The organism is Vibrio gallicus, assembly GCF_024346875.1.
GTDB classification, from domain to species: Bacteria; Pseudomonadota; Gammaproteobacteria; order Enterobacterales; family Vibrionaceae; genus Vibrio; species Vibrio gallicus.
The window spans coordinates 904,088-927,200 of the sequence record NZ_AP024871.1; the positions used below are offsets into that span (position 1 = coordinate 904,088).

A 23,113-nucleotide genomic window follows, 5' to 3' on the forward strand; every position below is an offset into this window, starting at 1 on the left:
TTTATCAATAGGTTGTGCGCCATAGGCGCACCTGCTTATGACCCTATAGCAATGATCACAGGAAAGTGATCAGCTTGTGTGCACAAGGATGAAGGATATGACTGAACAACTCGGAGTTGCACCTGAAAAGGTAGGCTCCGAACGTGTCTCAAATGAGCACGTATCTCATGCTGACTATTACCATGCCTGGCTAGCTAAGCATCAAGTGCTAATCTCAGGACTTCAATCGGCACTCGTTTACCTTCCTATTGATGGGGAGCTCATCCCTGTTGCAAGTTTGCAATCTAGCCATGATAGCTTCTCGTTGCTAAGCGATATGGCGATTAAGCACAGTGATAAAACCCAACCTCAAGTCACGCGTTTGGATGCTCAATCGAATGATGGTGAATTATTTGGTCTGTTTTATCCTATCGTTGACGACGACCAGCAGTTAATTGCTTTTGCGGCATTCTCTATAAAGGTTCGCTCTCAGTTAGAACTGACTCAGGCATTGACATTGGTGCAGTGGAGCGCGGTTGGCATTGAAACCCTAGACCAACGACAACGCACTCAAAGAGCCATTCTTGAACAGCAATCATATGCGACTAGGGTCGAAATTCTATCTAGAGTTTTATCTGAACCTAGCTTTGGTGCATCTTCGGTACGCTTAGTAACTGAACTGGCGGTGTTGTTTCATTGTGACAGAGTTAGCCTAGGAGAATATAAGCGTAAACGCACCCACCTGAAACATCTCTCTCATAGTGCTCAATTTGGTAAAAAGATGAACCATGTACGCTTAATTGAGCGGGTTATGGATGAATGCATCGATCAGGGAAAAAGCATCTGCTATCCCGAGTCTGAACAGAAAAGTGATGCAATTAGCCTAGCTCACCGAGCGCTTTCAGAAAGTCAGGGCGGGATTGGTATTATGTCTATCCCCCTTTATTTACGAGGCGAGATCTACGGCGCTGTGGTTGTCGAAGGGCAACCAGAACAGATGTGGAGCGTAGAGCAATCACAGCTATGCCAAGGTATAGCGAGCCTGATTTTACCGACCTTGGATGATAAAAGAATCAATGACCGTCCTTGGTATGTGAAATGTATTGATGGCTTGATTAGCCAAGTCGGAAGATTATTTGGTCCTCGTTATCTAGGTCGAAAGCTGATTGTTATTACGGCCCTGTGTTCTATCTACCTATTAGCGACCGTAGATGGTCAATACAAGCTATCGGCGAATGCCGAGATAGAGAGTGCAGTGCAGCGTGCCATCGTTGCCCCTTTTGATGGCTATATTAATCAAGCCTTAGTTAGAGCAGGAGATCGCGTGAATAAGGGTCAACCTTTGGTATTAATGGACGACAGAGACCTGCGCTTAGAGAGGCTGAAGTGGCTCAGCGAAGAGAGCAAGCTTGTGCGCCAGCGTCTTGAAGCATTGGCAACCAGAGACCGAGCCAAGATAAATATACTGAGCGCTCAAGAGCGACAAGTAGAGGCGCAATTAGCACTGGTTGAAAGCCAAATACAAAGAGGGAAATTACTGGCTCCCTATAACGGGTTGATCGTGAGCGGCGATCTGAGTCAGCGCCTTGGCAGTGCTGTGACCAAGGGCGATCTGTTGTTAGAGGTCGCGCCATTAAACAGTTATCGTATTAAATTACAGGTTCAAGAGAGTCGTATCTCTGACCTGAAACGTGGACAGACTGGAACTCTATATCTATCGGCACTTCCCGAGCGCGGCTTTGAGTTTGAGGTAACCAAGATTACTCCAGTTACTGAGGCTGTAGAAGGCGCGAGTTATTTTGTGGTAGAGGCGCAGCTTGCACAGCTTTCTAGCCAATTGCAGCCGGGTATGGAAGGGGTTGGTAAGGTGCTCATTGATGAGCGTTTACTGTTCAATATATGGACCCGAGAACTCACTGAGTGGATGCGACTAAGAGCATGGTCTTGGTGGGGGTGAGTGAATGTCACAGACTCTGTTTAGCTCGTCATGGTACAAGGTTGCACAGCTCAAGGTTCGAGTACGTAAGCATGCCGATATTCATCGGCACATCTATAGAGACAAGGTGTGGTATGTACTGCAAGACCATGTGACAGGGCAGTTTCAACGCTTTACACCACAAGCTTATCGCTTGATTGGCTTGATGAATGGCGAGCGTACCCTACAGCAAATCTGGGAAATTGCCTGTACTGAATTAAAGGAAGAGTTGCCCACTCAAGATGAAGTGATCAATCTAGTCGGGCAGCTTAATAAGGCTAATGTTGTGCAAACCAATGTTTTGCCAAGCATTAAGCATCTGCATCGCCGTCATCAGACAGAGCAGCGCAAGAAACTTTTCCAACAACTCAAGTCACCTTTGAGTGTGCGTATTCCTTTGCTTGATCCCGAAAACTTCCTAAATGCTACCCAGTGGATTGCCAGACTCATTTTCTCTCGCGCTGGTGCGTTTATCTGGCTGATGGTTGTAATGACTGGGGGAGGGCTTGCGCTTATTCATTGGAATGCGTTGACTAATAATCTCAGTGACCAAGTATTGGGTGTGGAAAATCTATTGCTTATGGCATTAGTGTACCCAGTGATTAAGCTAGCGCACGAATTAGGGCATGGTTGGGCCGTCAAGCGCTGGGGAGGAGAAGTGCACGAAATGGGGATTATGCTCCTTATATTCATCCCCGTTCCCTATGTAGATGCCTCTGCTGCCTCATCGTTTAGCAATAAGCATCAGCGCATGATAGTGGGCGCTGTTGGCGTATTCGCTGAGTTATTTATGGCGGCGATAGCGATGATAGTGTGGGTAGTGGTTGAACCGGGATTGGTGCGAGCACTTGCTTACAATGTGATGTTGATTGGCGGGATATCAACGCTGCTATTTAATGGTAATCCATTGCTTAGATTTGATGCCTATTATGTGCTTGCTGACTTCTTAGAAATTCCTAATCTTGCCTCACGAGGTAATGCTCAAGTGGGGTATTTGGTTAAGCGCTATCTATTTCGAATAGCACAAGTGAGAACCAATGCTCACAGCGTTTCTGAATCGATATGGCTTGTGGCCTACTCCGTTGCCTCATATATCTACCGTCTATTTGTGATGGTAGCAATATCACTGTTTGTAGCGAGTAAGTATTTCTTTATAGGTGTAATTCTAGCTATCTGGTCTGTGATGACCAGCTTGGTTATGCCGGTCCTAAAAGTGATGATAAAACCAAGGCAAGATCCCCTTATGCGAACAAAGAGTATATCTATCTATGGAGCTTCATTGCTCCTAGTGTGCGTAGTCTTAGGGCTGCTATTTTACGTGCCTGTCCCTTTTAACACCTATGCGCAAGGGGTGATTTATGTACCTCAAAAATCATATATTCGAGCAATAAGCGGTGGCTTTGTTGAGAATGTATTCATTGAAAGTGGTGCCAGTGTCGAGACTGGAGAGCCTATTGTTACCTTGCAATCACCGGAGTTATCAGCGCGTGCAGTGGTACTTAAATCACAGCTAAACGAAGCAAGGTTGCGTTATGAGGCGAGTGTCAATAATCGCACCGAATCGGACATTTTACTGCAAGAGTATCGCTACTTAGAGCAGGAATACCAAGATATCCGACTGCGTAAACAAAACCTTGAAATAATCAGCCCGGTTAGTGGCGCGTTTGTGTTTGAACAACGGTTTTTAGAAGTTGGACGCTTTTTTAACCGTGGGGAAGTGCTCGGCTATGTAGTGGATTTTTCATCATTGCCTCTAACTGCAATGATCTCTGAAGATGATATAGATCGCGTTCGAAACAACACCAATAGAGTCAATATTAAATTGGCATCTGAGCCTGATGAGTCATTCTCCAGTTCGATAGTGCGTCAGGTGCCATCATCAAGTCGAACGCTACCCAGTGCCGTTCTTAGTACCGATGGCGGGGGATTAATTGCACTCGATCCTAATCGAAGTATGGATCTTACTAGTTACCAAAGCTATTTCAGAATTGAGTTAGATAGCTCAAGCGCACCGATAAAACGCTTTGATGAAAGGGTTCACGTGTTATTCGAGCATGATCCAGAGCCTATAGCCTACCGTTGGCTACGCTCCATAAGGCGCGTACTACTGAGACAGTTTGATGTATAGTCGACCTCAACGACGACCAAGTTGTGTGGTTGAGCGTCCACAACGTCATCTAGATAAATTGGAACGTATGGATCGCTGGTGGCGAGCAATTACGGCTTACTGTAGTCGACCTATTCGCGGCTCGATATGGCTATACAAACCCTTATTGTGGCGGATCAAGAGCAAAGAGAGCTCTTATCGAGGCTTATCTGAAATAGAACTAAACCAACAGATCACTGAACTTAAACAGCAGCTATTGCGTCAAGGGATGACAACTGCTTTGACAGTTGAAGTATTTGCCCTGATACGTGAAGTTGCAGGAAGAGAGCTGGGGATGTGGCATTTCGATAGTCAAATCTTGGGCGGGTTATCGATATTGCACGGTAATGTAGGACAGATGCAGACCGGTGAAGGCAAAACCCTCACCGCAACTTTACCGGTAGCAGGTGCCGCGTTGGCGGGCATTCCGACGCACGTAGTTACAGTAAATGACTACCTTACTCAACGTGATGCCACGCTAATGATGCCGGTGTATAAACGGCTTGGATTAAGTGTTGGTATTGTGGTGCAAGGTTTAGACCTTACACAGAGGCAACAGCAATATGCCCGAGACATTGTGTATTGTACCAATAACGAACTGGCGTTTGATTATTTAAAAGACAGTATCCAACTTGGACAATACGACAATGCATTGCAATTACATGCACTTCGAACCCTGCTTGCTCCTCAGCATCGGTTATTAGATAAGTTGATGCTGCGCGGCTTACATTTTGCGGTAGTCGATGAAGCCGATGGTGTGTTTATGGATGAAGCGACCACCCCTTTGGTTATATCAGGAGAAAGCACTCCTCAGCCTGAACAAAGTAATATGTATGTTCAGGCTTTTGATATCAGTAATCAATTATCTGAAGGGCAAGCGTTTACGATTTCGCAACCGTCGAAACAAATAGAGTTTACTGCCGCAGGTGAATCGCAGATAGAAACCCTGACCATGGATCTTGGGCCGTTGTGGCATGGGCGAATTCGCCGTCTAGAGCTTATCAAGCAGGCCTTAACTGCACGTCTTTTGTTCTTGCGAGATCAACACTACCTAGTGGATGAGGGAAAAGTGGTCATTATTGATGAACACACCGGGCGACGTATGCCTGACCGAACCTGGGAACAAGGTCTGCACCAACTGATTGAAATCAAAGAAGGGTGCGAGCTAAGCGATCCACGTATCACACTGGCCAGCATCAGCTTTCAAAATTTCTTTCGCTTCTATCATCATCTTTCTGGAATGACCGGCACCGCCAAAGAAGTAAAAAGTGAGTTTTGGAGGGTGTATGAACTGCCGGTAGTCGATGTCCCCACTCACAAGCAGAGCCAACGAGCGCAGCTCGGGGCAACAGTTTATCAAACAGATCACCAGAAATGGCAGGCGGTTGTTGCTCGCATCGTAATGATGCAAAACTCAGGGGACAGACCCATATTAGTTGGTACTCAATCGCTGGCTGATTCTGAAGTTTTGTCGGAGCTATTAGTCAAGCAACGGATAGCTCATCAAGTATTAAATGCCCGCCAAGATGAAGCGGAAGCTAACATTGTTGCACTTGCTGGTTTGCCGCGCAGTGTAACGATAGCCACCAGTATGGCGGGGCGAGGAACCGATATTAAGCTGGGTGGTGAGGTTGAATCTCAAGGGGGATTGCATGTCATTATTACCGGCTTGCATGACTCATCTCGAGTGGACAGGCAGCTTGAGGGGCGCTGTGCTAGACAGGGAGATCAGGGAAGTGTGGAGTTCATCCTTTCTCTAAATGCCGATCTAGTTAGTGGTGTTTGGATTACGACTTTAAATTTCATATCACGGCTTTTGCTACCCAAACAATTGAAAAATAAACTATTGTTTATGGGAATCCGGCGTTGTCAAAAGCGAATAGAGCGACAACAACAACTGCGTCGTAAGCAGTTGCTCAAGCATGATGAACAGCAACAGGAAGTGTTGTCATTTTCTCAAAAACAGGTGTGACTAGATGAAAAGCAGATATAAAACATGGATGTTAGCTATAGCGGCTTTTATCGCCGCTCCCGTGGCCACGGCAAATGAAACAAAAACGGTTTCAGATTTGGCATTTTCCCCGCTGAGTTGCTTACTTGAGCCTAGTTTTGATGTCGAGCTAAGTAGTGAGGTGCAAGGTATCATCAAAGAGCTCAGGGTTAATCGGGGTGATAAGGTAAAAAAAGGTCAGGTGGTGATGAAACTGAACTCAAGCTTAGAGGTTGCTGCGTTAAATACGGTAAAAGCACGGCTAGAGTTTGCATCACGTAAGGTAAAAAGAAATGCAGATCTCTATCGAAAAAACCTGATATCGGACAATGAGCAAGATGAGATGTTGACTGAGCAACGTTTGGCTGAATTCCAACTAAAAGAAGCTAGGGTACGCTTAAGTCAGCGTCAAACTCGAAGTCCGATTACTGGGGTCGTGATAGAGCGCATTAAAGACCCTGGGGAGTTTGTTGATGAACTGCCATTTCTTCGGATTGCAACGCTCAACCCTATGCATGCAGAAGTGGTGTTGCCAGCTGAGCTGTATGGCTCGATAAACAAAAATGAAAGCATCACCTTGTATACATTAGGCTCTGAGGTAGCGTTTCAAGGCAAGGTTAAAATTATCGACCCTATTATTGATGCTGCGAGCAATACCTTTGCCGTGACGGTTGTATTAAATAATGATGAGGGTATTTTGTCGGCAGGGGTTCGCTGTCGGGTAGAATTTAATAATAGTTAACACTGCCTATCTTATTTGAGATTGGTTGTGGAAAATATAAAAAAAAGCACCCATGTAGGGTGCTCAAAAGCGGTGCGCATGTGCGCCTACTTAACTGGAAGCAAACAGTCAGAGCTCGATAGTGCAAGATTTCTTACCGTTCGCATTAAATGATAATGAGTATCATTTGAATTTGCAAGAAGAAAATGTGCACCCGATCAAAAAAATGGTAATGAAAATCGTTATCAGAAACATTCTGTTTCATTTTCTGTTTGTTTTGAGCGTAAGTAATTGATTTAGAACAACTTGGGTTATGTTTAATTCCATCATCATGTATCCACAATAATCATAATGATGGAACTAAAAATGAAAAAAACGTTACTTATCGCACTAGCCGCAACCCTTCCTTTTTCAGCTATAGCAGATCATGACCACACGGTTATTGATGGTTTGGATTTCGGCCCATTGGCCCAACTTGTCGGACATTGGGAATCTAATGCATCGGGTGGAGTAGATATTTCTCCTGCTCAAACAGGTACACCTCAAGGAGAGGGTGCTCCGGCGATTACGCCATTTTATGAAAAAATGACCTTTGAGGTTGCCGCTGACGCCGTGAATGCGAGTGAGCAAACCTTAGTTGCACTTTATTATAAGCAAGAAGTGTTTCGTAAAATTGACGACACCAAATTCCATGACCAGCGTGGTTATTTGATCTATGACCGTGATAATCAGATTGTATATAACTCATTTTGTGTGCCACGTGCGACCTGTATTACTGCAGAAGGCGTAGCGGGTGCAGATATGAACTTCAAGGTATCACAACGCGGAATTGCTGAGTCTAACTTTATGCTAAACAACGCGACCACAACCGACTTTTCAATGAATCTTAAGGTTGAAGGAGATACCTTGATTTACTCACAGAATACCGCATTGAATATCTATGGAAAAGCGTTTGCACACACTGACACGTCAACCCTCAAGCGAGTTAAATAACTATCAAAATGTGAGTGGTTTGCTGTGAATCATCACGCTTAAGGTTACGAGCACATATACAAGCCCTTAGCTATTATTAATAGATTGATAGATAGGCAATACGCAGTCGCTGCTGCCTATTTTCGTTTTTCTAAGTGCTATGATAGATTTCTATTAACTTTCGCCCTATCATCCGCACATACTCCAGCGACTTCGTACCCCAGATGGCTTTCTCTGAACTCAATTTAAGCACTGAACTTGTAAACGCGATCCCCAATAGCTTTGCAAGTGAAACACAAATTCAATCCTTAGCCATTCCCGCTATCGTTACACAAAGAGACGTATTGGCATTGGCTCAAACAGGCAGTGGCAAAACACTAGCCTATGGCTTAGGGATAATAGAGAGAGTGCATGCGACTGGCTTGCAGCAAGCGCTCGTACTTGTTCCTACTCGTGAATTAGCTAAACAAGTAGTTGATGCATTGCAACCAATAGCCGCTGAATTAGGTCACTCGATTACAGTGATTTGTGGTGGAGAAGATGTTGAGCAACAAGTGCAACGACTAGGGGACTGTCCTGAGATTATTGTGGCAACTCCGGGGCGTTTGTTGGATATGATCCGCAAACAGCTTATTGATACTAAGCGCATAGATATGCTGGTGCTAGATGAGGTCGATCGCCTGTTAGATATGGGTTTTTGGCCGGATGTACAGTGCATTATTAATGATTTAGTTAATAGGCAACAAACTTTAATGTTTTCAGCCACGTTACCCGAGACACTACAAGCTAAGGTGACTAAGTTTCTTAATAATCCACTAAAAGTAACCGCTAATAAAATAAATAGCGTTGTTGAGCACATTGAAGAGAAGCTGTATCTAGTTAATAAGGGCAGTAAAACCAATGTGCTGATCAAGCAGATCTCAGAACAAAAATGGCCACAAGTTCTGGTTTTTATCGGTGCACGTGATAACGCAGATGCATTGTGTAAAAAACTTAACAAAGCTGGCATTGAGTGTGAAGCTTTACATGGTAATAAAGACCAAGCTCAACGTGAACAGGTTTTGCTTGCATTTAAGCAAGGTAAGGTGAAGGTACTTATAGCAACGGATGTACTGGCGCGTGGTATTCATGTGGATGCGCTGCCGGTGGTCATTAATTATGAGCTTCCAAGTGACCCATCGGTTTATGTCCATCGGGTAGGGCGCACGGCAAGAGCGGGCAAAGCAGGTTTAGCACTGTCCTTAGTTTGCCATGGTGAAACTGCCCACCTTGAGGCTATTCGCCAGCTTACTAAGCGAGCGCTTGAGCTCAATCAATTGCAAGAATTCCCGGTAACAGATAAACCGTCTACCGGAGAAAATAAGCGACCAAAACGTGATAAACAAGCAAATCGACGGACCAATCAAAAAACGCGTGCCAGTCAATTCAAGGGTAAGAAGTGATAATTGTTTGTAATGGAAATGTTACGCAAATCACTGCTTTAACGAAAGAAAAAAAGGATATATCACGGTTTGTGTTGCTAGAGGTCGCTATTCTATAAAGGTGCAGTTCATTACAAGGAGTAGATAAATGAACAACCAACATCATAACCGCCCTCAAGGCCGCAAAGACAAGCATGGCAAAGGAAGCCTAGCTAAATTCTTTCTGTTTATCGCGATTTTTACTGCTATGAGTTTATCAATGGTGATGTCAATTACCCAAAACTAAAAACGGCCTCGATTGAGGCCGTTTCATTTTAAAGGGTAAGGCGGACGATAACGTCTAACATCTTGTCAAAACAAGGGCCAAGTGCATCTTCATCAACAGCATAGCAATATACGCCTTGTTTTTGTGTGGCATCAAAATCACTCGCCAGATCACTATTGTCTTGCATCGCGGGATCGTTAGCCATTCGATATAAAAGGTATTCCCCCCTCTCTTGCCAGCCTGTTTTTCCTGATTGTTCAGTCAGAGCCGAGCCGAGCCCTAAGGTAAATACATAGATATCATTTGAACGAGCCTGTTGCGCCATTTGCTCAGGGAGGTTGCGCGATATCTGTTGTATATTATCCCACAGCGCAGAGCCTGAAGAGCCTTGGCTAAACGGGAGCACGGTTCTACGACCGTCGAATAGACCAAAGCCTCCCTCGGTTTGGTCACCATTTAATATAGAAATTTTGTTTCTGATATTACTGCCTTCGTCATAGCCAGAAAGCTTTTGTGATATTTTGTCGGTGCTCCATAGCCCGTTACCGTTACTGCCGGTGGCGTATATTGCACCATTGGTAGAGGTGCCGTCGAAATTGAAATCAGCTGAGAATGCAGTCGGTGTGCCATCGGTGAAAAATACGATAACCTTTAAGCTTGCGGCATTAGGGTCTGTGGGGCTAAATTGTGATAGGGCACGATAGAGCCCCTCAGAAGTATTGGTGTAGTGATAGACATTGCTCCCCCCGCTACTGGAGATAAACGAAAACGCATTAATCGCGCTTTCTACTGCAGATGCTGTATGTCCTCGTGATGATAAAAAAGGAACTGGCACCTCTGCGCCATTGGCGTACTTAACTACCGAAACGCGATCAAAAGAAGGATTGAAATTTTTCAAGAATGCCTTTGATTGAGCGATAACCTGACTAGAAACATTGGCGCCGCCTGATGTGCCGTACCCCAACAATGAACTACTATTGTCTACCACCAACACGATATCGACAGGGCGCCTTACGGTTTGTGCTTTTGCACCTACTCCCCAGGTGTCATACCCCAACAAGCGTATAAACGAGGTTGGCATATCAGCGCTCGCGGTTAGGTCAATCGAGATATTGCCATCGGTATCGTAGCTATAACTAATGTTAGTGATCTGTGGGTTACTGCTCTTTAGCCCTGGTGATATGTTGACATTAAAGTATTTACTTGCTGCGGCGCTAGCGGCGAGCTCTCCACCAGAGACTGCTCTAGCAGCAGCGATACCAGCGGCATCGACCGCAGCAAACAGCTTGGCTTGCATGCTATAAGCTCGACCTGAGTCGATAGCAAGACCTGCAATAATTAAGATAAACGGAAGTGCGATAACCGTAAGTATGGTTGCAAGTCCTTTTGCTTTCCAGGGGGTGTTGTTGCGCATATCCATATCAGGTTCCTTACAAGTATGTTAGCTCTCGTATCGAAAAGTCGCTATCAAAGATATAGGTCGAGATAGGCGAATATTTATAGATAACCTCCACCACATAAACGGATTCTCCTTCATCCAATGCCAGTGGGAAGTTTGCTAACTCGGGTTTGTTGCTAGTCGGAAGCTGGCACTCACCATCAACCCAAGTAGAACACGAATCCCAAGTGGTATTGCTGGTGGAGTAGTTACCATCTTGCCAGCGATATTGATTGTTTATATAGGGGAGCTGTGGGTTTCCACTTGAGTCATCTCCTCTGCCTACTACTAGGCTGATGTATATCGTACCGTCGTTAGCTAGGTTCAGAGGGTTTGAGGTTGAAGCTACAATATCCATTACCTGCTCTGGGGTTTGGGTACTGTTACGTGAGATCAGGTTTGCCCCTTCTCGGCTTACGCTAATAATGATGTTGTTGGCTTGTATTATCTGAGTTATCTCAAACACCCCCATCATGATGATCAATAGGATAGGGGTAATTATTACCATTTCTACTGAAGCGAGGCCGGATTGCTTGAGTATAGGTTGCTTGAATGTGGATTGTTGAGGTGTGTTGTTTATCATGGCATCACCACTAAAATGCTTCGTTTTTCATTGCGGTACTGACGGTGAATTGATACTTACCGTCACTAAGAATTGGATAGATAATGGGACTAAAAGTTGGCCATTCGCAATCAATATGGATGGCAACGGTTTCGCCTGCTCCGCCAAAGGTTGCAGTCACGTCATTACCATTGGAATCTTCAGCGCGAACGCCATTAAGCTTAACTACCTTAGTTAATAGTCCGTCAGATTCTTGAGATATTTTCTCTAAGATAGCGAGCGCTCTTTCTTGACCGTCGTTGTCTTCATCTGGGTCAAGGTCAGCCCGTCCAGTAACTGCGTATCTAGCACCTTCACGAACTGCGTGCTGCATGGTCAGCTTTACATAGCCATATAGAGCAAAATCTATGATAGTGAATAGAAGACTAAACAATAAGGTTGCGACAATAGAGAACTCTATCAATGAGGCACCACGAATCGACCTAAAGCCAAATCGTCGCGGAGGTCGCGGTTGTATTCTTGCCGTTTTTTTATTAGCTAAAGCATCCATTGCACCCAGCCTTTATTTTTTACATAGCCAATTTACACCTCATTTAAAGAGGATATATTAGGTATATAAGTGGATACTATGCCTGTCAAAGGTTAAAAAACGCACAATTATAGTGCGTTTGTGAATGTTTTTAAAAATCATGCGGTTATTTATGCGCCTGTAAAATGTGAGTGTTACCTAAATGTGATCTTTTACGAATGAGTGTCATTTGTATTGTGTGTCAACCACAAAGCGAGAAAATCTAGCGTCGCTTTATGGTTGATAGCATGATTACTTGGTGAGGCTCACTCTTAGGTTTTTAGTTGCGGTAACCATATTATGTAGTGCAATTTGGGTTTCTTCCCACGCTCTAGTCTTAAGTCCGCAATCAGGGTTGATCCACAATCTTTCTAGCGGAATAAGCTGAGTTGCCGCTGTTATCAATTGTTCGATTTGGTGGATACTTGGAATTGCAGGGGAGTGAATATCATACACGCCAGGCCCAATATCATTAGGGTAATCAAATGACTCAAAGGCTTGTAGAAGTGCCATTTGTGAGCGAGCCGTTTCGATGGTAATTACATCTGCATCGAGTTGAGCTACCGCATCAATAATCTCATTGAATTCGCTATAACACATATGGGTGTGAATTTGAGTTTCTGGTCGCGCGGAGGCAGCTGAGATCTTAAATGCCTCAACAGCCCAATCCAAGTATGCTTTATAGTCGGTACGCTTTAATGGCAAACCTTCGCGTATCGCAGGTTCGTCTATTTGGATGATATTGATGCCCGCATTTTGGAGATCGGACACCTCATCTTGTAGTGCTAACGCTATCTGTTTCGCGATTTGTTCACGAGTGATGTCTTCTCTCGGGAAGGTCCAACCAAGAATAGTTACCGGTCCTGTGAGCATGCCCTTCATCGGTTTGTTAGTTAGAGATTGTGCATAGCTAGACCATTCGACAGTTATCGGGTGTGGGCGGCTAATGTCTGATACGACGATTGCAGGTTTAACGCAGCGTGAACCATAGCTTTGAACCCATCCAAACTCAGTAGTTTGAAAGCCATTTAGATGCTCGGTGAAGTATTCTACCATGTCATTGCGCTCTGCTTCGCCATGTACCAGTACATCGAGTCCAAGTTGTTCCTGTTTTTGCACACAGGCTTTGATCTGGTGTTTTAGGTGGGCTTGATATTGAAGTTGATCCACCTCACCACGTTTAAATTGCGCCCGTACGTTGCGGATATCTCCCGTTTGTGGAAATGAACCTATGGTTGTGGTTGGCAATAACGGAAGGTTAAGCTTTTGTTGTTGAGCTCGAATGCGCTGTGAAAAGGGCAGTGCGCGCTCACTACTGGCAGCGGTTAGAAGTTGTAGACGGTGCTGAACCTTGTTATCAATAACCCCATAATTGTGTTTACGCTCGTGGATAGGTTTGCTGTGTTGCGCACACCAATCTATGGCTGATTTATCGCCATTCAATGCCAAGCTCAGGGTAGCAACTTCTTCAACCTTTTGTTTTGCAAAGGCGAACCACTGAGGGTTGGCTATCTTTTTCTCCGATTCGAGATCAACAGGGGTATGTAGCAGCGAACAAGAAGAGCCTATCCATAGGTTTTGCTTACGTGCTTTAGCAATCGGGGCAAGGGTGTGAAACCAATGACTGAGATCAGAGCGCCACACATTACGTCCGTTTATCACACCCAGTGATAATACCCATTGTGACGGGATACTTGATGCAATAGTTTCTAGCTGTGAGGGGCCAGTCGTGAGATCGAGGTGAATACCGTCAATAGGTAATTTTTGTATGGTAGAGAATGACTGTTCAATAGAGTCGAAATAGGTGGTAAGTAGTAGCTTGGCATGCCCTTGTAGGGCGTTATAAGCGGTTTCGAATGCCTCAAGCCAGTTGCTAGGTAGCTGCAGGGCAAGGATAGGTTCATCAATCTGCACCCACTCTACATCAAGGTCTGCTAAGCGTTGGAGTATCTGCTGGTAGGTTTCGAGAAGCTGCGGCAGAAGTGATAATTGTTCAAAGCCTTCATCAATCGATTTTCCAAGGTAAAGGTAGCTAACAGGCCCAAGAAGATTGACCTTAATTTTACGGTTTAACTGCTTCGCCTCTGTAACCTCATCAAATAGCTGCTGCCAGCTTATTTCAAAGGTGTCAGATTTAGAAAACTCAGGCACAAGATAATGGTAGTTGGTGTTGAACCACTTAGTCATGTCTTGTGCATGCCCACATTCACACTCGGTATTGCCGCGTGCAATCTTGAACAGAGTGTCATGGCTAACGCCATGTTTGCGATGACGTTGTGGAAGATGACCGAGTAGTAGACTGGTTCCGAGTACATGGTCATACCATGCAAAGTCGCCGACGGTGATGTAGTCGAGCCCTGCGTCAATTTGTGTTTGCCAGTTCTGATGTCGTAGGCTTTTGCCCATTTCTAGTAACGAGTCTAGTGTGCCCTTGCCGTTCCAGTATGCTTCTAAAGCGAATTTAAGTTCACGCTGCGTGCCAATTCTTGGGTAGCCTAAAATATGTGCTTGTGTCATGTATCCATACTCTTAATTGCGGGTGTGTAACTATCTTGCGTTGAACCGTGGCCACTTAACAATTGCAACCTATTCATAACGAATATGAGCTATTTTCATGTGAAATAGAGTGGACACAAAGATTATTATGGACGTCTAGACGTTTATGTGACTAAATGTATTTAGATTGAATATTTAAGGACAGGTATGATTGAGCTAAAGCACCTACGTACGATGCGTGCACTCAAGCAGTTTGGCACTTTGAGTGCTTGCGCGGAAAGTTTGCATATTACCCAATCAGCGGTTTCTCATCAGGTGAAGGAGCTAGAGGTACGTATTGGTGCGCCATTATTTTATCGCAAAACTAAGCCACTGCGCTTTACCCGAGAGGGTCAGCAGTTGGTTGAGTTAGCGCATGAAGTGCTGCCTAGAATTCATGAAGTTGAACTTTCTCTGCGACAACCATCAACGGTAGATAGCTTTACTTTGGCTATTGATTGTCATTCATGCTTTCAATGGTTACTGCCAACAGTGAAAGCGTTTCAAGGTGACTACCCAAGCTTGAATGTTGACCTTGAATCTGGCTTTCATCAGCAGCCTCTTGAGCGATTGTTGGCAGGTGAAATCGATCTTATGATTACCTCTGATGTTGAATTGCGTAGTGATCTACACTTTTGGCCACTGTTTAATTACGAGCTGCAGATGGTCTTTGCCAAAGAGCATGAGTTTGCTGGCCGTGATTATATCGAACCGAGTGATCTAGAGCTGCAAACGCTATTAACTTATCCCGTAGAAAAACAGCGTATGGATGTTTATAACTTGTTTCTGCGGCCTGCGTACTGTGAACCAAAGAAATGGAAGCGAGTGGATAATACGGCGACGTTATTGCAAATGGTTTCTGGTGGATTTGGTGTGGCAGCATTGCCTGATTGGGCGGTGCGCACCTTTGAGAATCAGTCCTTGATTGCCACCTGTAGGGTAGGTAAAAAAGGGATTCAGCGTCATTCTTATGCTGCGGTAAGGGTGGCAGATAAAGAGCAATCTCATATCACTGATTTTATCGAACGTGTAAAACAGCAACACAAAAGCTGATGATATACGCGCGGTTGATAGCTGCGCATTGTGCTCTGCATACGATACGTAACTTCGGATCTTAACGCTACGCTATAAGGACCTCAAATTAAAGAGGGAAGCTAGTGTTGCGGTACAGGGCTGTTAAAGCCGCGGATTATATTAAGGCGTGTAATTATAGCAAATACCCCAATTACTATTCCGAGTTGCCAGATATGGCTTAGCCCCAACTGCATTAAAGCCATGCTCACTAATGAAGATACGACCATTTGACCTCCTCCTTGTAGCGCTGCCGCTGCGCCTGCACGGGATTGATACGGTTGCATCACCTGAGCTTGAGCACATGGCATAGCTAAACCGTTCCCTAGCACTAGAAGCAGTTGTCCAAGCATTAACCATAACGGTTGAACCGGGCAACATATTAGCCATAGAGCTGAGCATATGTGTAATATTGGGGCAATTTTGAGGGTACGCTCGATACCAATTTTTTTGCGGAGTTTATTGCTCAGCGATGTGCCTATAAACATGCCAATAGCCGGAATTAGTGCCCACAGCGCATATTGGTCAGAGGACATGCCTATCTGATTCTGCATCACAAATGGCATCAGAGAAATAGTCGTGATAATTAGGCTAAAGTTCAGCCATGAGATGCTAGAAAAGCTGATGAAGTATCTTGTGGTAATGAGTTCTTTGTATTGCTTAGCCATTGCTTTTGGAGAGAGCAAGGGCTTTTTATTATGCATAGTCTCTTCAAATTTGAGTGCAAGCCCAATCCAGGCTACTGATACGTAGCAAAGTAGAGAAATAAACACCATTCCCCAACCAAAATAATGGTTAATAAAGCCACCAATTACTGGGGCGAGAAGCGGTGTGATTGAGGCCGCCATCGCGATATAAGAAAGGGCTGTAGGAAGCTCTGAGCCACTATAGCTATCTCTTGTTGATGCACGCGCAAGTACAGCGCAGCACCCGGTGCCGAGTCCTTGTAAGAAGCGACCAAATACCATCGCAGGGAATGAATCACGAGCTATTAAAATAGCGATTAATCCTAAGATGGCGATCAATAAGCCGCTAAGCAGCACTTTTTTTCGGCCAAGGGCATCAGAAATTGGGCCATAGAGGAATTGTGACGGTCCAAAACCGAGCAAATAAACACTGACGAGTAGCTGTGCTTGGTCAAGAGAGATCGAAAAATCTTTGGCAATCCATGGCAAGGATGGGAACACTAATCCCATACTGAGTTGACCTATACTTATGATCAAACAAGCCAATAAAATAGGGCGTTTACGAAAGGTATTTGTTTTCAATTAAAGTGCTTAAAAAACTGGTCAGAGGGATATTATGCATGAAAAGCTAATGCTTAGCGATGTGGTTTGCGTATATGAAGATAATCTGCATTTTTTATTGTGTAACGCATGAGTGGAGAGCGGCAACGTCTCAAAGAGTTATCTATATTCGTTGCCGCTTTTTCAGCCCACATATTGCTGTTAGGGGTTAACTAATAGCAATATTGGAGAGTATCTAGTAATGCCAAGGAAACTTACCAAACTCTTTTGGACGTTTCTCTAGAAATGCATCGCGTCCCTCTTGGGCTTCATCGGTGCCGTAGGCTAGACGCGTAGCTTCACCTGCAAATAGCTGTTGCCCAACCAATCCATCATCAGGCAGGTTAAAGCCATACTTGAGCATACGCATTGCAGTTGGGGATTTGCTGTTTATCTCTTTACCCCAACGCAGGGCCTCGTTTTCAAGTTCGACGTGGTCTACAACCTTGTTGACCATACCCATATCAAATGCTTCTTGTGCAGAGTAATCAAAGCCACAGAAGAAGATTTCACGAGCGCGTTTTTGACCAATCATTTTAGCTAGATATGCAGAGCCATAACCTGAGTCGAACGAGGCAACATCTGGGTCCGTTTGTTTAAATACGGCGTGTTCTTTCGAGGCTAGAGTAAGGTCGCAAACGACATGTAAGCTGTGACCACCACCAACGGCCCAACCAGGAACAACGGCGATAACGACTTTCGGCATAAAGCGGATTAGCCTTTGAACCTCAAGAATATGCAGGCGCCCCATACGTGCGACATCGGCAACGTTCTCGCCTTCGCCTTCATATTTGTAGCCATCTTTGCCACGGATACGTTGGTCACCACCTGACGAAAATGACCATTGTCCCTTTTTAGACGGTCCATTCCCAGTTAACAGGACACACCCAACATCAGACCACTGGCGAGCATGGTCTAAGGCTGTGAAAAGTTCATCCACAGTTTTAGGGCGAAAGGCATTAAGGCAATCTGGGCGATCAAACGCAATGCGGACTGTCCCTTGTTCAATGTGCCTGTGATAGGTGATGTCTTCGAATTCGAAGCCAGGTACAGCTTTCCAAAGTTGAGGATTAAAGATGGAGGTCATTTGGATTTCCTATTGAAATTGTTGCTGTAAGGCTAGGAATTTAGTTCGGTTGAGTCAACCTGAGCTCATGATTTGTATAGTTTTTCTTGTAATTTTATCTAAAAATGGCTGAATTCAATAGAGTGGTATGAAATTGTGTGCTTAACCTAAAGGGTGAGGTAAGATGATTTTAATAGCGCATTTTTATCAAGGACGTAACAAATATGCTAAGCCCTCTTAATATCTATAAACCGGTGCTGATTGTTGGTGCTTCATTCTCGCTAATTTCTTGTGCAGTGAGCACCGATTATGACCGTGAAGTAGGTGCTCAAAATGCTCAGATTGTAGAGCAGCAAATGGGAGTGTACACCCAGGGCGAGCTTGACCAATATGTACAACAAATTGGTGACCGTCTGGTTAGCCATATAGAAAACCCAGAGTTTGAATTTCATTTCAAGGTTGTTGATGACCCAGTACCAAATGCATTCGCATTACCTGGTGGCTATATATTTGTCTCTCGAGGGTTATTAAGTTTGGTTAATAGCGAGGATGAACTCGCGTGTGTAATAGGCCATGAAATTATTCACGTGACTGAAAGGCACTCGGTTAAGCAAATGCGATCTGGGGTGTTGCCTGGGCTAGTAGAATTGCCTGGTGATATTATCGGCGGAGTGATAAATGAAGATTTGGGTAACTTTATCAATTCGCCGATTCACGCAGGAAATCAGCTTTTGATGGCAGGATATAGTCGAAGCCATGAGACGGAAGCCGATAGAAAAGGGATCGCACTGGCTGCAAAAGCAGGTTATGACCCAATGGCCATGAATTCGATACTGATTCGTTTACACAGAACAGTAGAGATCCAAACCAAACAAAATACCGAGAAGAGTTATTTTGATAGCCACCCGTATACGCCTGATCGCGTAGCGACGGTTTCTGATGAGGCTAAAACGCTAACAGTCGCTGAATTAGCTCCAATTCACCCTCAGTTTATCCCGTATTTAGACGGTATGCTAATGGGCGAAAACCCATCCAAAGGTCTCTTCCAAGGACACACATTTCTCCATCCAGAGTTAAAGTTTGCTATCGACTTTCCCGAAGGTTGGCAATTAGGAAATCAACCAACAGCTGTTGGGGCGGTTGATGAGAAGCAAGATGCTGCTGTTATCTTAGGTAGTGCCTCGAACGAATTTACAGCAAAGGAGTACGCACTTCGTTTCCAGAGTGAGGTTAAGAAGCAGTATGGTACTGAACTGCCTATTGAAGAACAGCAACTATCCTGGGGTAAGCCATATTACAGTGTCACCCTCGAAGCAACTCGGGACAAGCATAAGAGCTACCTAACTCGCGGCTGGGTAAACCTAGGAACAAACACTTATCAAATTATTGCCATTGCAAGTGAAGACAAAAAAGGGACAGTCCATAAAAGTGTTACCAGTTTCAGGCCACTAACGGATGAACAACTTGCTTCTATTACCAAGCATCAGCTTAAAATTGTCTCTCTTAAAAAGGGACAGGCACTTGAATCACTATTAAAATTAAATCGATCTAGCGAATCTGTTGAATTGACCGAAGTAATGAATGATATCGATAAAGGACAGTCTATTGAGGCTCAAAAAGAGGTCAAAATAGTGGTGGAGAGGCCATATAAGTAGCCTTCCATATTGATATAAAATATTTATCAGAGGGGTAGGTACTTGAGGTGCGTACCCTTCAGTAGCTTAGATTTTGTTTAGCCGCAAGGCGATGTAGGCTATCACCATAATAATTTTTGTGTGCCGTGAATATCACCTAATCAAGACAATAGGTAAACATCTTAGTTTTTCCGAGGGCTTTGGTTGCATGTAAAATAACCGATGAGCTCCCAACTGCTGTTAAGTGAGGTTTTTCTAAATGAGTCGTTGCTTGCAACCATTTATCAGTGGCAAAACCAAGGCGTTGGAGTATAGGCGGTAAGTTATTACTTATAGAGTATTTCCCTGACCGAATTTGCCGAGCTGTCCAATCTACGAATTCAATGTAGTCTAGAGTATCGAAGGGGAGGGTGTTGCTGTTACTAGTTGAAGCGTCTCGTAGGGAATATAACCAAGTAGTTTTTTTAGTTTGGTTGTATGTGTTAATACGATTCTTTATCGATGTGAACTCAGATTCTTCGGGTGAATTAGCAATGCCGGAGCGTACTGGATTAAGATCAACATAAGCCATTGCAGCTGCCAGGGCTTTTTCATCTAGCAATGCTTGGCTTTTAAATCGGCTTTCCCAGAAATGACCAGTACATTCATCTTCCTTATTGGCTCTACAAGCAATATCGTAATTGAGTTCCTTCATAAACCAACTTAGATCCCACAATCTCTTCCTCCAAATGTCTATTATTGAGAGGCATTTTCGTTCTTCGATATGATGTAATATTTCTCCCTTAACCCACCGTGAAATTAACGGTGGTAGTTTATGATTTAACTCCCACCTTTTAGCAACTTCGATTGGAGAAAGTGCAAGGGCTTTATCTTGATTGATATGTAACACTAAATGATAGTGGTTACTCATGATTGCGTAAGCACAGATATCAATGCAAAAAGCATAACTTAGTGACTCTATTTTTTGCTCGATCCAGTCTCGACGGTGCTCATAACTAATATTCATTTCTTTATTATAACCACATAAATATCCCCTTCTTACGCAACGAGATACACAGTGGTAATAAGGTGTAGCTTCTACAGATATAAGTTGACTCCGAGCCGTAGTCATTACTAATTCCCATTCTTGAGGTAGAGTTGACCAATTATTGATAGCTCATTTTTGACCGAATTACTGCATATTTATTCTAAATTAGGGCTAAATTCATACTTTTTATAATACTTTGAAGTGTGTGTCCTGTTAGGGGGGAGTGAGGTGTGTGTCCTTTGGGGGGAAGAAGAAGCGGTCGAGTACTTTTAAGGCGGCCACTATGTAAAGAATGGCTAATGAAATGAAGCCTATACGAGAGATTAGCGCACTGAGAAATTCAGAATCAGCGCCGAGGTTACCGTTGATTAATATGATGATGCATGTCATAGCGGAGCCGAAGTATTTTGCTAGCGGGTGGCCTGAAAATATATAAGTACTGACATATAAGGTAATAGCGAAATATAGAATGATGAAAAAGGAGAACATAGGTACGGCTACAATCGCCCAATAGAAAATAAAGGCTGCGCATCCACCTATTACCGTCGAAATAAGAGAGTTTCGACCCGCTTCTTTGCCGGCACTTAGTTCTGGTTTTAGTGTGAAAATAGCTGCGAAAATCATGGTTAAAAGCAGATCTAAGCGCGCAAAGGTGATACAAAATGCTGCGATAGGATAGGCGACCAAGGTACTTTTCAAGGCTAACTGTGCTGCGATAGGAATATAGGTTCTTTGTATTGCAGGTTTTTCAGGAAGAGCGACTTTCTCGGGATCGGGCACAATAGTATGCATGACAAAGGTGTAGAGGATTGCCATCCATGCTGACACAACGAAACCTAGCGAAAACCCAATAGCTAGCCCTTCTGAGGTGTATGTTAACATCGGTAGAATAAGCAATGATAGCATGCTCATTAAGGTTTGCCAGAATGATCCACCACGGTTGATGTAGTAGTAAACATAAAATAGAGCCGGGAACAGGAGTAATAAAAATAACACCGGAAACTTGACTAGGGCGACTGAGAATATAAGGCCGTATAGAAAGCCCTTTATCGTAATCCACAGGTTATTTATAAGCTGTTTTGGGGTCAGTCGAGGCAGTGGCAAAGAGAGCAGTAAACAGGTGAATATCGGGAATAAAAATGCCAACGGCCAGTTGACCGTATAGGCTATAGTCGCTGAGGTCGACACACCTAGTGCAAACCTAACTTGACGAATATTATTGGCATCTTGGGTGAGTCTCTCCCACCAATTAGGTGCTCTAGTAAACATAAGAGATCCAGCTTTGCAGTCGAATATAAACCTTTGAAATAGAGTTTAGAATAATGTTATTTCCGGTATAAAACTGCACATCAGCTTGTCCACCTACGCGACGAAGGCCTGATGGAATATCTTCTTCAAATGCTACAATTACAGGAAAACGTTGCGGATCACGTAACCAACCAGAAGACGTTTTCACTGATACTAAGCCGCCGACTTGATTGCTTGAGCCGCTCTTTACCGCAAAACCGATACTGCGAACCTTGCCCTTGAAGATTTTACCGGGCATGACATCAAGAGCGATATCTGCATCATCTCCAACCTTTAGATTGGCAAGGTTATTTTCTTTTAGGTATACCTCAATCCAGATATCATCGGCATCAACAAACGTCATTACAGGTGCGCCAGAATGGGCATAATAGCCAACATCTACCTGTAAGTTTGTAACCCCTCCATTAGTGGGTGCTAGTACTTGAGTGCGGTTTAGGTCTAATTGTGCTTTGCGTAGTTTCGCCATAGCAGAGCGTACCCGTGGGTTGGCTTCACCTTCAGCACCTAGCTGCTGTTTTGCTTTTTCTAGGTTTGCTTGCGCACTGCGCACTTGCGCTCTCGCTTGTTTGATTGCTGCTCTAGCTTTATCGCCCTCAGATTTAGAGAATAGTTTTTTCTGTTCAAGCTCAAAAACACGCGCACTCTGGGCATTAATATGTTCTAGGTTTGTTTGTGCTTCTACCAATTGGGCTTGAGCTGTGGCAACATTGGCAGTTCCAGCCCCAATTTCTTGCCCTGCAAGTTCCAGTTCTGTTTCAGCTGTTTCGATAGCCAAAAGGTAGTCGGAAGGGTCGATAGTAAACAGCGTATCACCGCGCTTTATGCCTTGATCTTGGGTAACATTGACGTCGACTAATTTACCGGACACTTGAGATACAATAGGAATAACATAGGCCTTAACTCTTGCTTGATCGGTCCATGGTGTATGTCTATCGGCGAATAAGTACCAAACAAAAATAATCGCAACCGCAATAAAAACATTGCGAGTCATTACCTTCACGGGGTCTTTCAGTGGGGCTTCCGGTTGCGCATCTTGCTCATCGTGGTGTTGCGGGTGCTTATCTTCGCTCATATTATTTAATTCCGTTTAAAGTATATGAAATCAAGTTCACTCTAGTATTAAACGTTATGCTAATAAATTCAATACTT

The 23,113-nt window shown here is 44.2% G+C and carries 18 protein-coding genes; 9 read left to right on the forward strand and 9 right to left on the reverse strand.

Translation table 11 applies throughout. The features are described 5' to 3' along the window. Positions 1-97: 97 nt before the first annotated feature. From OCU28_RS04160 to OCU28_RS04190, 7 genes are all read left to right on the forward strand, one after another. Positions 98-1,936 (forward strand): HlyD family efflux transporter periplasmic adaptor subunit, encoded by a 1,839-nt coding sequence (locus OCU28_RS04160; protein ID WP_261817080.1) that lies wholly within the window; start codon positions 98-100, stop codon positions 1,934-1,936. A 4-nt stretch (positions 1,937-1,940) separates the two neighbouring features. Beyond that, positions 1,941-4,082, forward strand: a complete 2,142-nt coding sequence (locus OCU28_RS04165; RefSeq protein WP_261817081.1) for an efflux RND transporter periplasmic adaptor subunit — start codon at positions 1,941-1,943, stop codon at positions 4,080-4,082. Beyond that, on the forward strand, positions 4,075-6,072 hold the full coding sequence (locus OCU28_RS04170; RefSeq protein WP_261817082.1) for a preprotein translocase subunit SecA: 1,998 nt from the start codon (positions 4,075-4,077) through the stop codon (positions 6,070-6,072). The genes OCU28_RS04165 and OCU28_RS04170 overlap by 8 nt, the downstream gene beginning before the upstream one ends. A gap of 4 nt (positions 6,073-6,076) precedes the next feature. Continuing rightward, complete coding sequence (locus tag OCU28_RS04175; protein WP_261817083.1) at positions 6,077-6,832, forward strand: efflux RND transporter periplasmic adaptor subunit; 756 nt, start codon at positions 6,077-6,079, stop codon at positions 6,830-6,832. A 345-nt stretch (positions 6,833-7,177) separates the two neighbouring features. Continuing rightward, positions 7,178-7,804: an FABP family protein gene (locus OCU28_RS04180; protein ID WP_261817084.1), complete on the forward strand. Its 627-nt coding sequence runs from the start codon at positions 7,178-7,180 to the stop codon at positions 7,802-7,804. 203 nt (positions 7,805-8,007) lie between these two features. Then, the gene (locus OCU28_RS04185) at positions 8,008-9,225 is read left to right on the forward strand and encodes a DEAD/DEAH box helicase (RefSeq protein WP_261817085.1); all 1,218 of its coding nucleotides are present in this window, start codon (positions 8,008-8,010) and stop codon (positions 9,223-9,225) included. Between the two features lie 127 nt (positions 9,226-9,352). Next, entirely contained in the window at positions 9,353-9,490 is a 138-nt protein-coding gene (locus tag OCU28_RS04190) for a hypothetical protein (RefSeq protein WP_261817086.1), read from the forward strand. A gap of 28 nt (positions 9,491-9,518) precedes the next feature. On the opposite strand, the gene OCU28_RS04195 is transcribed toward OCU28_RS04190, so the two are convergent. The 4 genes from OCU28_RS04195 to metE form a co-directional block, all read right to left on the reverse strand. After that, positions 9,519-10,889, reverse strand: a complete 1,371-nt coding sequence (locus OCU28_RS04195) for a vWA domain-containing protein (RefSeq protein WP_261817087.1) — start codon at positions 10,887-10,889, stop codon at positions 9,519-9,521. Between the two features lie 10 nt (positions 10,890-10,899). Further along, positions 10,900-11,490 (reverse strand): TadE/TadG family type IV pilus assembly protein, encoded by a 591-nt coding sequence (locus OCU28_RS04200; RefSeq protein ID WP_261817088.1) that lies wholly within the window; start codon positions 11,488-11,490, stop codon positions 10,900-10,902. A 10-nt stretch (positions 11,491-11,500) separates the two neighbouring features. Continuing rightward, positions 11,501-12,019: a TadE/TadG family type IV pilus assembly protein gene (locus OCU28_RS04205; protein ID WP_261817089.1), complete on the reverse strand. Its 519-nt coding sequence runs from the start codon at positions 12,017-12,019 to the stop codon at positions 11,501-11,503. A 270-nt stretch (positions 12,020-12,289) separates the two neighbouring features. After that, the gene (gene metE / locus OCU28_RS04210) at positions 12,290-14,554 is read right to left on the reverse strand and encodes a 5-methyltetrahydropteroyltriglutamate--homocysteine S-methyltransferase (RefSeq protein ID WP_261817090.1); all 2,265 of its coding nucleotides are present in this window, start codon (positions 14,552-14,554) and stop codon (positions 12,290-12,292) included. Positions 14,555-14,740: 186 nt separating this feature from the next. Here metE and OCU28_RS04215 point away from each other — a divergent pair, with 186 nt between their 5' ends. Continuing rightward, positions 14,741-15,625, forward strand: coding sequence for a LysR substrate-binding domain-containing protein (locus tag OCU28_RS04215; RefSeq protein WP_261817091.1), 885 nt, complete (start codon positions 14,741-14,743; stop codon positions 15,623-15,625). Between the two features lie 101 nt (positions 15,626-15,726). Here OCU28_RS04215 and OCU28_RS04220 read toward each other — a convergent pair whose 3' ends face one another. Continuing rightward, the gene (locus OCU28_RS04220) at positions 15,727-16,911 is read right to left on the reverse strand and encodes a multidrug effflux MFS transporter (RefSeq protein ID WP_261817092.1); all 1,185 of its coding nucleotides are present in this window, start codon (positions 16,909-16,911) and stop codon (positions 15,727-15,729) included. A 214-nt stretch (positions 16,912-17,125) separates the two neighbouring features. Continuing rightward, positions 17,126-18,016 carry a 1,4-dihydroxy-2-naphthoyl-CoA synthase gene (locus tag OCU28_RS04225; protein ID WP_261817093.1) on the reverse strand — a complete coding sequence of 297 codons (891 nt, stop codon included), beginning with the start codon at positions 18,014-18,016 and terminating at the stop codon, positions 17,126-17,128. Positions 18,017-18,219: 203 nt separating this feature from the next. On the opposite strand from OCU28_RS04225, the gene OCU28_RS04230 reads away from it, so the two are divergent. Next, the gene (locus OCU28_RS04230; RefSeq protein WP_261817094.1) at positions 18,220-19,650 is read left to right on the forward strand and encodes a M48 family metalloprotease; all 1,431 of its coding nucleotides are present in this window, start codon (positions 18,220-18,222) and stop codon (positions 19,648-19,650) included. A 136-nt stretch (positions 19,651-19,786) separates the two neighbouring features. Here the strand turns inward: OCU28_RS04230 and OCU28_RS04235 are convergent, their stop codons facing one another. The 3 genes from OCU28_RS04235 to OCU28_RS04245 all read right to left on the reverse strand — a co-directional run bounded on the left by OCU28_RS04235 (position 19,787) and on the right by OCU28_RS04245 (position 23,036). Next, a complete protein-coding gene (locus tag OCU28_RS04235) occupies positions 19,787-20,740 on the reverse strand; it encodes a transposase (protein WP_261817095.1) in 954 nt (317 codons plus the stop codon). 129 nt (positions 20,741-20,869) lie between these two features. Beyond that, complete coding sequence (locus OCU28_RS04240) at positions 20,870-21,925, reverse strand: DUF2955 domain-containing protein (protein ID WP_261817096.1); 1,056 nt, start codon at positions 21,923-21,925, stop codon at positions 20,870-20,872. Further along, on the reverse strand, positions 21,915-23,036 hold the full coding sequence (locus OCU28_RS04245; RefSeq protein ID WP_261817097.1) for an HlyD family secretion protein: 1,122 nt from the start codon (positions 23,034-23,036) through the stop codon (positions 21,915-21,917). Before OCU28_RS04245 ends, OCU28_RS04240 begins: the two co-directional genes overlap by 11 nt. Positions 23,037-23,113 lie beyond the last annotated feature (77 nt).